Below are 13221 nucleotides of genomic sequence, written 5' to 3' on the forward strand. Positions count from 1 at the left end.
AGGAAAAGTTGACAAGTAAACGGGTTTACAAGTAGACAAGTTGATGGGAAAGTAGACAAATGAGCGGGGTTACGAGAAAAAGAGTTATTGGTAATTGGGGGTGTTGATAGGTTTTAATTAGAACTAATAAAATGAAGAATAAACTCGTAAAATACGCTAATCTTTTAGAAAAACATTACTTTTGTCCTTATGAAGAAGGTATTTTTTGTATTTCTAATGATAATATGCTGTGGACTGAACAGTATTGCCCAACAGACTACGAAGGTTCCCGTAAGTCGTCCAAAGATAGGACTTGTGCTCGGAGGAGGCGGTGCGAAAGGAGCAGCGGCAGTAGGTGTTTTGAAAGAGATAGAGCGTGTGGGCATTCCTATCGACTATATCGCTGGGACAAGTATAGGCTCAATTATCGGCGGACTCTATGCTGAGGGCTATCGTGCGAATGATATTGACACCCTTTTCCGTTCGCAAGATTGGCTTTCATTGATGGCTGATCGCGATACAACTCTTATGGGAAAGGTGTTCAAAGAAGAGGATGGTGTGTGCTATCTGTTCGGTTTTCCCGTTCGTCGAAAGGCTGGAACAGGGGCTAAAGAGGCTTTCGGACTATTGCATGGTGACCATATCTATAATTTCTTAGATACTCTTGTCGCTCATTCTCCCGTGCAACGTGGATTACAGCAAAAGCCTATTCCCTTTGCTTGTGTGGCTTTCGACATTCGGAAACAGCAAGAGATAGTGCTTGATACAGGTTCTTTGGCTCGTAATATGCGGGCTAGTATGGCTATTCCGGGAGTGTTCAAACCGATTCCATTAGATACTATGACGCTTGTTGATGGCGGTATGATCAATAACTTCCCAGTAGATGTTGTGCGCAAGATGGGTGCCGACATTGTTATTGCCATTGATCTCCAACAGGATAAACACGATGATTATCATTCGCCATTAGCCTTTTTGAAGGGAATGGGTGGTGTGCTGGATTGGTTGGCGGAACGCCCTGATATAAAGAAATATAATGTTAATCGTACCCAAGCCGACATCTACATCAATCCCAACTTAGGCTCTTATGGTGTAAAAGACTTCAATGCTAAAGCAATAAAGGATATGATTCGTATTGGAGAAGAGACAGGGAAGCAGTTTCAACCACAGCTTACCGAGTTGCTTTCCAAGGTTGGCAAAGGTTCTTAACACGCTCGTAAAACTGTCCCAAGATATCTAACATATCGGCAGGGAGATAGTCGATTGCTTTCTCAATCATCCATTCTGGCACCTGATAGTAGGCTTCTGCAATAGAACCAGCTATACATGCTTTGGTGTCAGTGTCGCCGTCGCACATCACAGCTAAGCGTATCGCCTCCTCGAAACTATTAGAATCCATAAAGCAACGTAACGCCATTGGAACAGTCTCCTGACAGGTTGCATCGAAGTGACCTTCAGCCCCAATCTTGAGGATGTTACGCATGGATGGCAGCTCATAACCATAGAACTTGTGTACTTTCTTCTCAACATCTGCCTTGGAGAAACGCATTAGGCGCAACCAACAAATAGCCTCGGCAACACATTGCGCACCCTTTATTCCTTCTGGATGATTATGACTAACTCGTGCACTCTTAGCCGCTTCTTCGATCACATCTTCCCACTCATCAAAGAGCCAGCCTATCGAACTGACACGCATTGCCGAACCGTTTCCATAGGAGTTCATAGGCTGTGGGTGCTCGGCATGTAACCACTTGTCAAACCAAGAGCCATAGCCTCCCATAGGGTCAGGATAGCGTTTGCACCAATCGAGTAAGCTATCTTGATAATCACGACCATTTAGTATCGCATCAGCAATAGCGATAGTACAAATGGTGTCATCTGTGTATGAGCAATCTTCTGTGAATAGGTCGAATCCTTCTTTTGGAGCCGCTCCGAATTCAAAGCGAGAGCCTACTATATCTCCAATAATAGCGCCAATCATAATAGTTTAGGTTAGTCTTTAAGAGTACTCCGACCGGGAATCGAACCCGGATCAAAGGTTTAGGAAACCTCCGTTCTATCCATTGAACTATCAGAGCAAACCATTAATAGAGATGCCTCTTATAGAATGGTTGTCCTATAAGAGGGCATCTTCTTTATTGCTGCAAAGGTAGGAAAAAAAACTTATATACCTTTGTAAATAGTTCTTTTATTTATTTCCTAAGCACAAAAACGGCTTTTTCTCTTATGCACCATGGAAGAGATACTCCTGTTGGATGTCCTGAGTAAGCAGCGTGAAGAGCTTCTCTTGTAATTGATCGGATAGTGCTAAAGCATCGTTGAGAACCTTATCTGAGAAGGCTTGCAACATATCCTGTGCATGGAAAGGTTGTGTCTTATAGATACGAAGATACTCCTCTTCCATTTCGCGTTGACGCTGGTCTGTCTCTGCTTCAAAGGCTGCGTAAGCCTCTTTGATGACTGGTGCATACTTGTTATAGTTGGTCATTCCCAGTGCCATTACCTTGCGGAACTTCCAATAAGCAGAGTCTGCACTTGACTCATTGGTGCCCTTTGTATAGGCTTCTGGGTATGACGTCACACCCTGATAGAGTGGAAGGAAGACTCCAAGATCAGCCATTCCCATTGCGACATAGTTGATACATCCGATGGCTTGAGGCAGCTCTGGACGTACCTGCAAGAGGTGAGTTTGAGTCGTACGGAAGATAGATACAGGGCGATAAACCTCCTTTGGATTACTATGGAGATATGGGTCATGCTCTGTATTATCGTAGTGGAAGCGGAAAGCAGTGCGTAGATCGGTCAGTGAAATCTTATGTGCTGGCTTCGCAAAGACCGGGAAGGTGTTTTTCGTAACATCGTTCTTTATCTCTGGAGAGAATAACTGTTGCAAGCCCCATACACGTGGGTAATTATAAGTGGTATCCAACTCTACATCACGAGCATAAGCCTCATGGAAGTCAAACTCGCCCTTAGCTGGATCGTAGAGACCATGTTTCTCGGCAAACTCTATGAGGTCGGCTGATGCTAAATAGTTGTCCTTGTCATTTGGATCATACTTGCGGAAACGACTCTGATTACCTGTAACGAAGTACTGATCACGTGGCATACGACAGGCTAACCAACGGTGTCCACAAGCTGTTTCAAAGTACCAGATTTCATCCTTATCAACGAAACCTATACCGAAACCTTCGGCTATTCCGTACTTTTCAACAAGCATTCCCAAACGTTCAACACCCTCTTTTGCAGTATGAATATATGGTAAGGTGATATTGAAAACAGAGTTTTCTGCAACGCCATTCTCCACCAATGGATCGTATTTTAACGCCTCATCGCTACTGAAGATACTCTCAGTTGCACTCATGCCAACGCCTGCTGTATTGAAACCAGCACTTCCCCAATGGTGGTGGAGATGGTGAGGAGAGAGTGCGTGATAGCCTAATGCCTTAGAAGGAAGCTCACAACGGAATGGACTATCAAGTGCCACGAACTCTTTAGAGCCGTTTTCTGTATCCTTAAAGATCTCATAGTTCTTAGCTACCATAGCGTCCCAATCCTCTGAACGAGCTACTATCATTGATCCGTCTACAGTCTGTTCCTGTCCGATGATGATGGTTGTACACTCTGATGGAAGGCTCTGCTTTTGTTGCATATTAGTCTTTTTCATAAGCTTAAAAGTATTTAATTGCGAATTTCTATCTAATGGCAAAAGTAGTAATTAATTGATAGAAGCAACGCAAAAGGTCATACAAAAAACTATAAAAGAGGCTTTGCTTTAATTCAAAATTCATATTAGGGAGAGTTGACGTGTGGACTGGTTAACAAGTAGACTGGTTATTTGTTCTGTGGAATAGAGCACCACAAAGTAGGGACAGATGGCTTCGTTGGAAACCCCACCCAGCCTCCCCTAAGGGGAGGGGCGCCTAATGATAGTTGGTTAGGATAGGTATTTCCAACCCGAGATAATGCCTCGAAGTAGGGACAGACGCCCTCATTGGAAACCCCACCCAGCCTCCCCTAAGGGGAGGGGCGCCTAATGATAGTTGGTTAGGATAGGTATTTCCAACCCGAGATAATGCCTCAAAGTAGGGACAGACGCCCTCGTCTGTCCGCTATAAAAGTAGGATGTTTCGGACAGACGAGGGCGTCTGTCCCTACAGGTTTGTATCTTTTCCATTCAAAGAGGGCGTCTCTTCATGTCAAAGAGAGGCTCTCTTCATTGCAAGGAAACGCCCTCTTCAAATGGAGAAGGGCGTTTCCTTGTTTTGTCTTCATCGTTTCTGTATACCGAATCAAAGCCTCGTTATGCATTAACCCAGCCTCTCCAAGTTAGCTTCCGTTAGGCACATGAGGGTGTGTCAAAATGGACACATCCTCTTTTCTACTCCTCTTTACTTCATCTACCGCATAATTCGTTATTTACTGCAGCTATGCCGCTAATTTCATATAAAATGATTTGTTGGGCTTCCAATAGCTTATATAAACTTCTATAGAGCATCTGAAGGTGACTAAAAGTACCTCCATAATAGCTTTTAGCTCCTTGAGATTATTTTTTTTGCACATTTTTCCTATGTTAAAGGCAATAGCAAAGAAGGCAAAGTCCATATTGACCTTGTCTTTTCCCAAATGCCTAAATCTCTTGTAGACTTTATTATATTTTGTTTGTCCAAAAACAGCTTCAGGTTCTATGCACCTTCGTCCTCGATGCTTGATGCCTTCTTCCGAGGTCAGTAGTTCCCGTGCCTTTTGTTTATAGTGCTGTAGTTGATGGTTTACTTCTATAATTCTGTTCCCTCTTGCCTTAAAACATGAGCCTCTCAACGGACAACCATCACAGCGTTCTGCCTGATAACGTACACTGTAAGTAACGAATCCATTAGAGGTTAGGGAACGCTTCATGCCTATACGCTTCATATGCTGTCCCATAGGGCAGACGTAGAAATCCTGTTCCTTATTATAATAAAGGCTTGCAGGACAGAATGGGTTAGGTGTATAGCGTGGATGCTGCTCTTTATGGAAGTAGTTATACTTCACATAGGCTTCCATATTATGTACGTCCATGAACAGATAGTTCTCCTCGGAGCCATACCCTGAATCGGCTACGACTGTCTTGGCATAACGATGGTAACGTGAGTTGAAGGACTCCAAGAAAGAAGGAAGTGTAAGCGTATCTGTACGGTTAGCATAGAGTGCAAAGTCGATGATAAACTGGTTCTCAGTTGCTATCTGCAGATTATATCCAGGCTTAGTCTGTCCGTTCCGCATAGCATCCTCCTTCATGTGCATAAACGTAGCATCAAGGTCGGTCTTGCTGTAGGAGTTTCTCTCCCCCATAATCTCAAGGTGTTGGTCATACTCTTGGAGTTTATTACGTTTCTTCTCAAGCTCTTTAAGCTGTTTTTTCTTGGTTCTAACAGCCTGCTTCTCTTCTTTTGTCTTAGGCTCAGGGGATGATTCCAAAGACTTGTTCAATTCCTCGGATATCTCATCGAGCAGAGCTGCAGTAAACTCGACACCTTCTGTCTTAGCGGCATTGTCCTGCGCTATGACATCATCAACCTGAAGCAAGAGTGTGCGTATTTGTTCCTGCAACTTGGCGCGGTTCTTTTCCACGGTTCTCTTCCAAACGAAGGTATACTTGTTGGCTTTCGATTCTATTTTTGTGCCGTCAATATATTCAACGTCAAGACTTATCAAACCTTTGGCTGCAAGTACTAATACCACTTGTGTGAAGATATTGTTGATTTCCTTTTTCACACGATTACGAAAACGATTGATGGTAATAAAATCAGGCTGCTCATATCCTGCCAGATAGATGAAATGAATGTCACGCTTGAGAAGCGACTCTATACGACGGCAGGAATAGATATTATTCATATAGGCGTAAAGAATCACCTTGAGCATCATTTGTGGATGATAAGGCTTACGCCCACTGGGCTTATAAAGCTTGTAGACATTATCCAATATAAGATTATCCACCAAGGCGTCTAAAAGACGAACAGGGTTATCTTCTGCGATATCCTTATCGATTCTTTGAGGAAAAAGAATCATTTTCTTGTGTATGTAAGAACGAAAGTGTACCTTTGTCATAATGAGATTTTTTTGTATGCCTAAAGGTACAAAAACTTTAGGAAATAGCAAAGCCCTGGCTTGAGAAAGTCGGGGCTTTGTGCATAAAAAAGAGTGTGTGGCTATTTTGACACACCCTCCTTGGGGAGGCTTTTAATGACACTATTTTGCCTTATTGGAATATTATGTGTATCTTTGTAATGTTCGTCTTGTAACGAGCAGAAATATGTTTTTAACATAATAGACAATCGATGACACAGGAATCTCCGATACAAGCACTACAACGGCAAAAGATGCTACTTCAGATGGAATACTATGCTGAGAAGGAAGCCTTCAGGAAGCAAACTGAGGCGACAGGTATGCATAGGAAGGTGAAAAGAGGAGATGCTTGGTTCCCGTTAAGAGTGGGTAAACGCTTTTATAATGGGCTCAACCAATTATGTATTGAGGTGTTTCGAACGCAAGACGGAGATATTGAACATAACTTTGAAAGCGGTCGCCCTGTCTTGTTCTTCAAGTTTCTTGCAAAAGGAGTGGGCGTTGGTACGAACGCAAATAAGCTGGAATATTTCCGTTTTACAGGCTCTGTTTCTTATGTGGATGGCGATAGAATGGTTGTTGCAGTGCCCGAATCGGCTCCTTTACTCGAACTCCAATCAGCACAGCAGCAGGTTGGTTGTCAGCTAGGATTTGATGAGACGAGTTATCAAATGATGTTTGATGCTTTAGAAAGAGCGATGAAAGCTAAGGGTAATAGGCTTGCTTACTTGCGTGACTTGTTCTATTCTCGACAAAAAGTGGGTAAGTTCTCTTTTGCTCCTATCCGTCTCCCGTGGTTGAATCCAACGCAGGAAAAGGCCGTTAATGAAGTGTTGTGGGCAAAAGATGTAGCCATTGTGCATGGTCCTCCAGGCACAGGTAAGACCACGACAATGGTCGAAGCAATCAATGAAACACTCATGCGTGAGAGTCAAGTGTTGGTTTGTGCGCAGAGTAACATGGCTGTCGATTGGATATCGGAGAAGTTAGTTGATCGTGGAATCAACGTCCTTCGCATAGGTAATCCTACTCGTGTGAATGATAAAATGCTTGGTTTTACCTACGAAAGGAAGTTTGAGGCGCATCCAGACTACCCTCAATTATGGTCTATTCGTAAGGCTATTCGGGAGTTAAGAAACCATCGTAAGCGGAGTTCAGAGAATTATCATCAGAAGATGGAACGCCTAAAAAGTCGTGCCACAGAGCTTGAAATTAGGATTAATAGCGAACTCTTTGGTGAGGCGAGGGTGATTGCTTCGACCTTAGTAGGGGCAAATAGTAGGGTAATGGAGGGTCAGAAGTTCACCACCTTATTTATAGATGAGGCTGCACAAGCACTTGAGGCGGCATGCTGGATACCCATTCGTAGGGCATCAAGAGTTATCTTTGCAGGTGATCATTGCCAATTACCACCAACGGTGAAGAGCTTAGCTGCCTTGCATGCAGGACTGGGTAAAACATTAATGGAGCGTGTCGTAGAGAACAAACCAGAGGTTGTAACATTGCTAAAGGTGCAATATAGGATGAATGAAGAGATTATGCGCTTCTCGTCCAACTGGTTCTATGGAGGGCAAGTAGAGAGTGCGCCACAGATAAAATACCGTGGTATCCTTGATTACGACAACCCAATGGTGTGGATAGATACGTCCGATTCGAGTCTAGAGAATCAATCAGAAGGGGGACAAAATGAGGATAAATCTATCTTCAAAGAGCAATTTGTTGGTGAGTCATTTGGGCGTATTAACAAGGGAGAAGCCGAATTGACATTGCAAACACTACAATCTTATTTTACGAAGATAGGCAAACAACGCATCTTAGATGAGCGTATTGATGTAGGTGTAATATCGCCTTATCGTGCGCAGGTACAGTACTTGAGGGGGCTAATTAAGAAGCGCGAGTTCTTTAAACCATACCGTTCTTTGATTAGCGTAAACACAGTTGACGGCTTTCAAGGGCAAGAGCGGGATGTGATACTCATCTCTTTAGTGCGTTCAAATGACGCTGGACAGATAGGATTCTTGCGTGATTTGCGTCGCATGAATGTGGCTATTACGCGTGCAAGGATGAAACTTATCATCCTTGGAAACGTACAAACAATGACGCAGCATCCGTTCTATAAGAAGTTATGGGAGAGCATAGAGCAGGCGGAGTAGTGCTGTTCTCCTTTCAAGTTATTTGTATATTCTCTTCGAGAAAAGAGCTTTTATATGTTTTTTTTATTTACTTTTGTGACATAAAAAGAAGTACACTATGTTGCAACGAGATTATTTCATTAGACTAATAGAGGAGTTTAGCGCAGCAATCTCACGCTTTCTAACGAAAAAGGAAGATGACTTGAAGCGTGATAAAGAGCTAAAAGACCTTTATAAACAATATGTTGGTGAATATGAAGACTTGCGTAATCTCTCCGTTGATGAGCTTTTGTTGTATGCGAAAGAACAATGGGATGAGAACGAGAGGATAGACCGCATTGATATGGTGGCAGAGCTTCTTTATGCTGAAGCAAGTTATAAGAGTGATCCTTTGCGCTCTCTTTTACAGAAGAAAGCCTATCTGTTATTTGATTACGTAGAGGCTCATGGCACTACATTCTCTATAGATAGACAACAGAAGATGGAGGCTATGAGGCATGAATTGGGGAACCTCCTCTCAGAGAATTGTTAGTGAGAAGAATGACAAAAGGGTGTGTTTTTCATTTAAATCAAATGCTATAAACAGGCTAAACCGATATAAATCATTATGCTAGAAACAAACATTAGAGAACAAATTATCAGCTTGATACATCATCAAGTGGTACCAGCTGTGGGCTGTACAGAGCCTATGGCTGTGGCATTATGCGTCGCTCGTGCCGCCGAATTACTAGGTTCTAAACCCGAGAAAGTGCGTGTGTTGCTTTCTGCGAATATCCTTAAGAATGCCATGGGAGTGGGTATTCCTGGTACAGGGATGATAGGCTTGCCTATTGCTATTGCCTTGGGAGCATTGATAGGGAAGTCCGAATACCAATTGGAAGTCATTAAGGAGCTTACTCCAAAGGGCTTGGAAGAAGGCAAGAAGTTTATTGGTGAGAATCGAATAGACATTAAGTTGAAGGAAGGAATCACCGAGAAACTATACATTGAAGCGATCTGTGAGGCTGAAGAACACCAATCGGTTGCCATCATCTCATGTAGTCATACGAACTTTGTTTACGAGAGTGTCGATGGCAAGGTATGTATGGATAAGCGTGGTCCGAGTGGTTCTGTTGCTGCTTGCAAAGGCGTTGATCTGAACTTACAAACAGTCTGGGAGTTTGCAACAACTACTCCCGTTGAGGAGATCGAGTTCATTCTTGAAGCGAAGCGATATAACATTCGTGCTGCAGCAGAGGCTTTGAAAGGTAATTACGGACACTGCCTTGGGAAGATAATGGACCGTCCTTTGAGTCGAGGAATATTCGGGAACAGTATCTATTCACATATCATCTCGAAGACAGCATCAGCCTGTGATGCTCGTATGGGAGGTGCATTAATACCTGTGATGAGCAATAGTGGCTCTGGAAACCAGGGTATTTGTGCAACGAATCCAGTAGCTGTTTTTGCTAAGGAGAATGAGAATACGCGTGAAGAACTAATCCGCGCGCTTACGTTAAGTCACCTAACTGCTATCTATATAAAGCAGAGTTTGGGTGCTCTCTCTGCCCTTTGCGGTTGCGTAGTGGCAAGTATTGGATCCAGTTGTGGCATTACTTACCTCATGGGAGGCGATTACGTGAATGTCTGCCATGCGGTGAAAAACATGATCGCAAACCTTACTGGGATGATATGTGATGGTGCGAAGCCTAGTTGTTCACTGAAGATTTCATCTGGAGTATCCACTGCTATACTATCAGCAACGCTCTCCATGGAAGGCAAACATGTGACAGCTGCGGAGGGAATCATCGATGATGACGTTGATAAGTCTATCCTTAACCTTACAAGTATAGGCAAGGAAGCGATGTGCAATACCGATGATATGGTGTTGAACATTATGACTCATAAGTGTGACTAAGGGCTTATCTCTCTTCCCGTTGATAGGTTACAATCTTGTTGTCATCCCATTGTTCGATACGAGTTATATGTATATTCGAAGGCATTTGAGGGGCTTTTACACCCTTGTCAACCAATAAGGAACCAGTCTCAACACGTATCTCATCCCATAAACCAGCATCTAGAAAGCTCTGTAAAGTACTTGCTCCACCTTCTACAATGAGGCTTTGCTTCTTCTCTTGATATAGATGGTCAAGGACAGATTGGGGACTTGGGTATTGTGCAGATGAGGTGGATTTCTGTTGTGAAAGAACTATCTTTTCGGGGTTCTTACCGCTCCACTCCCTTACAGTAAGTTGTGGATGCTCTAAGTCGTTAGTAGTTCTTCCAACAAGAATAGCGTCATTCTCCGCCCTTAACTTATGTACCAACATCTTGGTGAAAGGCGTTGATATGTTCAAAGGATGGTAATCTTTGCTTGGTAGATAACCTATATATGCAGGATTACCCATCGTTTGTGCCCACTTCAAGATGACGTAGGGACGATGGTGCGTGTTGTATGTTATGAAACGTTTGTTTAGTTCCAAGCACTCTTTCTCGAGTACTCCTACGGTCACTTCAATACCTGCGTCACGCAGTTTCTGTACTCCTCTGCCATGCACCTCAGCAAAGGGATCAATACAGCCACATACTACTCGGTGTACACCCTTGCGTATGATCAGGTCGGCGCAAGGTGGTGTTTTACCATAATGTGAGCATGGCTCGAGACTAACATACAGTGTCGCATCATGTAAGAGATGGCTGTCAACCTCCTTAACAGAGGCAAACGCATTCACTTCGGCATGCCCCTTACCACATTGCACATGGTAACCTTCACCAATAATCCTACCCTCTTTGCTTACAATAACAGCCCCCACCATAGGGTTGGGTTTAGCTTTTAGCATCCCATTGTAGGCTAATTGCAAACAACGACGCATGTATTTTTCGTCAATATCGGCTTGTTTCATATCATTTAAATTCATATCTTTGCATCTATGACATACCAAGATTTATGGCACAGACTTGTTCCCTTATATGGAGAAGGCGAAGCACAAGCTATCATTCGATTAGTTTTGGAAGTGAAGTTTGGGCTTTCCTTAACCGATATATATACTGGCAAAGTTAATGAAATATCCCGAGATGCAGCGGAGGAACTCGATAAAATCATGCAAAGACTTGCTTCTTCGGAGCCTGTTCAGTATGTGTTAGGCATGGAAACATTCTGTGGTCGCAGCTTTAAAGTTGCCCCTGGTGTATTGATTCCACGCCCGGAAACGGAAGTGTTGTGCCATTGGATAGAAGCAGATAACAATCATCCGTATTGCGCCTTACAACCTCCTGTACCCCTGCAAGTGCTAGATGTGGGTACAGGTAGTGGTTGTATCGCTGTGACACTGGCTTTAGATCTATATAACTCGGCTGTTACAGCATGGGACATATCGGCTGATGCACTCCTGATAGCACGTGACAATGTACATAGATGGGACTCTTCTGTGGTGCTACAGATGGAGGATATCTTATCGATTTCGGCTACTGCTAAGGAACAGAAGTGGGACATCATCGTCAGTAACCCACCTTACATCTGCGATAAAGAACGCTCTTCTATGGCGGAAAATGTGCTGAAGTATGAGCCAGAAACAGCCCTCTTCGTTCCTGATAACGATCCGATCAAGTTCTATAGGGCTATTGCTGAATATGGTGTAACGGCTTTGACCGATGACGGGAAGCTCTATTTTGAGACCAATCCACTATATATATATAAGGTGAAAGACATGTTAAGCAATCTAGGATATAAACAGATAGAACTGAAGGAAGACCAGTTTGGCAAACAGAGGTTCGTTAAAGCGATGAGAGGATGATACAGAAACGACCTATACTAGAGCCTCAAGCCTTGAAAAAACTTGCCGATCTTTGTGCGAAAGGAGAGCATTGTTCTGGTGAGATGATTGAGAAGATGCGCAAATGGGGGCTTTCCGAAGATGCACAAACACGCATACTTGAGAAATTGATAAGCCTGAAGTATGTTGACGACGAGCGTTACACACAGTTCTTTGTACATGATAAAATACGTTACAACAGGTGGGGTAGACGTAAAATAGAGCAGGCTCTCTGGTTGAAGAAAGTGGATAGTAACATCGCATCAAGCGTTTTGGATGCTGTTGATGATGCTGAGTACTTAGAGGTTTTACGCCCCTTAATGGCTAGTAAGTACCGCACTATTAAGGCAGAAAGCGATTACGAGCGTTCGATGAAACTGATTAAGTTTGCCATGGGACGTGGCTTCACGATGGACTTGATACGGCGGTGTATTGATGAAGGAGTGGTTGACAGCGATGGAGATGTAGACTTCATAGAAGAATGAAAAGGACAATTAGCTTTCTTTCCAGACTCTTAGACACCTTTTTCCCACGTGCCTGTGCAGTGTGCGGAGAGCGTTTGTCCATGTCAGAAGAGATCCTTTGCGGGGCTTGCAACCTACGACTTCCCCGTACAGGATATGTCCATTCACCCTATGATAACGAATTAGTGCGTTTGTTTTGGGGGCTGATACCAATAGAGAAAGGGGCTTCTCTCTTCTTTTATAAGCCCCATTCCGATACAAGTCGACTGATTTATAAGCTTAAATATGGGCATCATCCCGAGATAGGAGAGGCTTTGGGACGCCTTATCGCAGATGAGTTCAATGTTGATCAATACTTTGATGGAATTACAGCCATCGTTGCTGTACCTTTAGCCAAGCAACGTTTACGCGAGAGAGGATACAATCAAAGTATGGAGATAGCACGTGGCATCAGTGCTGTTACGGGTATTCCAATATTGGAAAAAGCTCTCCGACGTGTTACATTCCATGGTAGTCAGACACAAAAAGACCATTGGCAACGCAATGAGAATGTAGAGAAAGCCTTCCGATTAACAGACTCCTCCAGCATAGCAGGGCTCCATATCCTTTTGATAGATGATATTATAACCTCTGGTGCAACCCTTGTTTCGGCAGCTCAAGAGCTACTCAAAGGAGAGAACGTGAAGTTGAGTGTGCTCTCATTAGGCTTTGCCAAGAACAATTAAAGAGCTATTCTTTTTCCTATCTTTA

The 13221-nt window shown here is 43.4% G+C and carries 11 protein-coding genes and 1 tRNA gene; 7 read left to right on the forward strand and 5 right to left on the reverse strand.

Going from position 1 to position 13221, the window contains the following annotated elements:
- The first annotated feature begins 189 nt into the window (after nt 1–189).
- Complete coding sequence (locus tag J5A55_RS00770) at nt 190–1185, forward strand: patatin-like phospholipase family protein (RefSeq protein ID WP_004384594.1); 996 nt, start codon at nt 190–192, stop codon at nt 1183–1185.
- Here J5A55_RS00770 and J5A55_RS00775 read toward each other — a convergent pair.
- The 4 genes from J5A55_RS00775 to J5A55_RS00790 all read right to left on the reverse strand — a co-directional run bounded on the left by J5A55_RS00775 (nt 1148) and on the right by J5A55_RS00790 (nt 6066).
- Nucleotides 1148–1957: an ADP-ribosylglycohydrolase family protein gene (locus tag J5A55_RS00775; RefSeq protein ID WP_004384595.1), complete on the reverse strand. Its 810-nt coding sequence runs from the start codon at nt 1955–1957 to the stop codon at nt 1148–1150. The two genes, J5A55_RS00770 and J5A55_RS00775, sit on opposite strands and share 38 nt — an antisense overlap.
- A 25-nt stretch (nt 1958–1982) precedes the next feature.
- Nucleotides 1983–2054: transfer RNA gene (locus tag J5A55_RS00780), tRNA-Arg, on the reverse strand.
- A 146-nt stretch (nt 2055–2200) separates the two neighbouring features.
- Nucleotides 2201–3643 (reverse strand): C69 family dipeptidase, encoded by a 1443-nt coding sequence (locus J5A55_RS00785; RefSeq protein ID WP_004384596.1) that lies wholly within the window; start codon nt 3641–3643, stop codon nt 2201–2203.
- A 761-nt stretch (nt 3644–4404) separates the two neighbouring features.
- Nucleotides 4405–6066: an IS1182 family transposase gene (locus J5A55_RS00790; protein WP_211802928.1), complete on the reverse strand. Its 1662-nt coding sequence runs from the start codon at nt 6064–6066 to the stop codon at nt 4405–4407.
- Between the two features lie 230 nt (nt 6067–6296).
- Between J5A55_RS00790 and J5A55_RS00795 the strand changes: the two genes are divergently transcribed.
- From J5A55_RS00795 to J5A55_RS00805, 3 genes are all read left to right on the forward strand, one after another.
- Nucleotides 6297–8237, forward strand: a complete 1941-nt coding sequence (locus tag J5A55_RS00795) for an AAA domain-containing protein (RefSeq protein ID WP_004384601.1) — start codon at nt 6297–6299, stop codon at nt 8235–8237.
- Between the two features lie 97 nt (nt 8238–8334).
- Nucleotides 8335–8748, forward strand: a complete 414-nt coding sequence (locus tag J5A55_RS00800; protein ID WP_004384602.1) for a hypothetical protein — start codon at nt 8335–8337, stop codon at nt 8746–8748.
- A gap of 75 nt (nt 8749–8823) precedes the next feature.
- A complete protein-coding gene (locus J5A55_RS00805; protein WP_004384603.1) occupies nt 8824–10113 on the forward strand; it encodes an L-cysteine desulfidase family protein in 1290 nt (429 codons plus the stop codon).
- A gap of 4 nt (nt 10114–10117) precedes the next feature.
- Here J5A55_RS00805 and ribD read toward each other — a convergent pair whose 3' ends face one another.
- Nucleotides 10118–11098 (reverse strand): bifunctional diaminohydroxyphosphoribosylaminopyrimidine deaminase/5-amino-6-(5-phosphoribosylamino)uracil reductase RibD, encoded by a 981-nt coding sequence (gene ribD / locus J5A55_RS00810; protein WP_039851605.1) that lies wholly within the window; start codon nt 11096–11098, stop codon nt 10118–10120.
- A gap of 27 nt (nt 11099–11125) precedes the next feature.
- Here ribD and prmC point away from each other — a divergent pair, with 27 nt between their 5' ends.
- From prmC to J5A55_RS00825, 3 genes are read left to right on the forward strand one after another with little or no spacing between them, the layout of a single operon-like run.
- The gene (gene prmC / locus J5A55_RS00815) at nt 11126–11989 is read left to right on the forward strand and encodes a peptide chain release factor N(5)-glutamine methyltransferase (RefSeq protein WP_004384606.1); all 864 of its coding nucleotides are present in this window, start codon (nt 11126–11128) and stop codon (nt 11987–11989) included.
- Nucleotides 11986–12492, forward strand: a complete 507-nt coding sequence (locus tag J5A55_RS00820; RefSeq protein WP_004384607.1) for a regulatory protein RecX — start codon at nt 11986–11988, stop codon at nt 12490–12492. The genes prmC and J5A55_RS00820 overlap by 4 nt, the downstream gene beginning before the upstream one ends.
- Complete coding sequence (locus J5A55_RS00825; protein ID WP_039851596.1) at nt 12489–13196, forward strand: ComF family protein; 708 nt, start codon at nt 12489–12491, stop codon at nt 13194–13196. Before J5A55_RS00820 ends, J5A55_RS00825 begins: the two co-directional genes overlap by 4 nt.
- The last annotated feature ends 25 nt before the right edge of the window (nt 13197–13221 follow it).

This window comes from Prevotella veroralis (assembly GCF_018127765.1).
Classification (GTDB): Bacteria; Bacteroidota; Bacteroidia; order Bacteroidales; family Bacteroidaceae; genus Prevotella; species Prevotella veroralis.

Bases quoted from the DNA above. Each gene is read 5' to 3' on its own strand.
- J5A55_RS00785 (WP_004384596.1), bottom strand. From the start codon at position 3,643: ATGAAAAAGACTAATATGCAACAAAAGCAGAGCCTTCCATCAGAGTGT.
- J5A55_RS00770 (WP_004384594.1), top strand. From the start codon at position 190: ATGAAGAAGGTATTTTTTGTATTTCTAATGATAATATGCTGTGGACTG.
- ribD (WP_039851605.1), bottom strand. From the start codon at position 11,098: ATGAAACAAGCCGATATTGACGAAAAATACATGCGTCGTTGTTTGCAA.
- J5A55_RS00790 (WP_211802928.1), bottom strand. From the start codon at position 6,066: ATGACAAAGGTACACTTTCGTTCTTACATACACAAGAAAATGATTCTT.
- J5A55_RS00775 (WP_004384595.1), bottom strand. From the start codon at position 1,957: ATGATTGGCGCTATTATTGGAGATATAGTAGGCTCTCGCTTTGAATTC.
- J5A55_RS00820 (WP_004384607.1), top strand. From the start codon at position 11,986: ATGATACAGAAACGACCTATACTAGAGCCTCAAGCCTTGAAAAAACTT.
- prmC (WP_004384606.1), top strand. From the start codon at position 11,126: ATGACATACCAAGATTTATGGCACAGACTTGTTCCCTTATATGGAGAA.
- J5A55_RS00805 (WP_004384603.1), top strand. From the start codon at position 8,824: ATGCTAGAAACAAACATTAGAGAACAAATTATCAGCTTGATACATCAT.
- J5A55_RS00825 (WP_039851596.1), top strand. From the start codon at position 12,489: ATGAAAAGGACAATTAGCTTTCTTTCCAGACTCTTAGACACCTTTTTC.
- J5A55_RS00800 (WP_004384602.1), top strand. From the start codon at position 8,335: ATGTTGCAACGAGATTATTTCATTAGACTAATAGAGGAGTTTAGCGCA.
- J5A55_RS00795 (WP_004384601.1), top strand. From the start codon at position 6,297: ATGACACAGGAATCTCCGATACAAGCACTACAACGGCAAAAGATGCTA.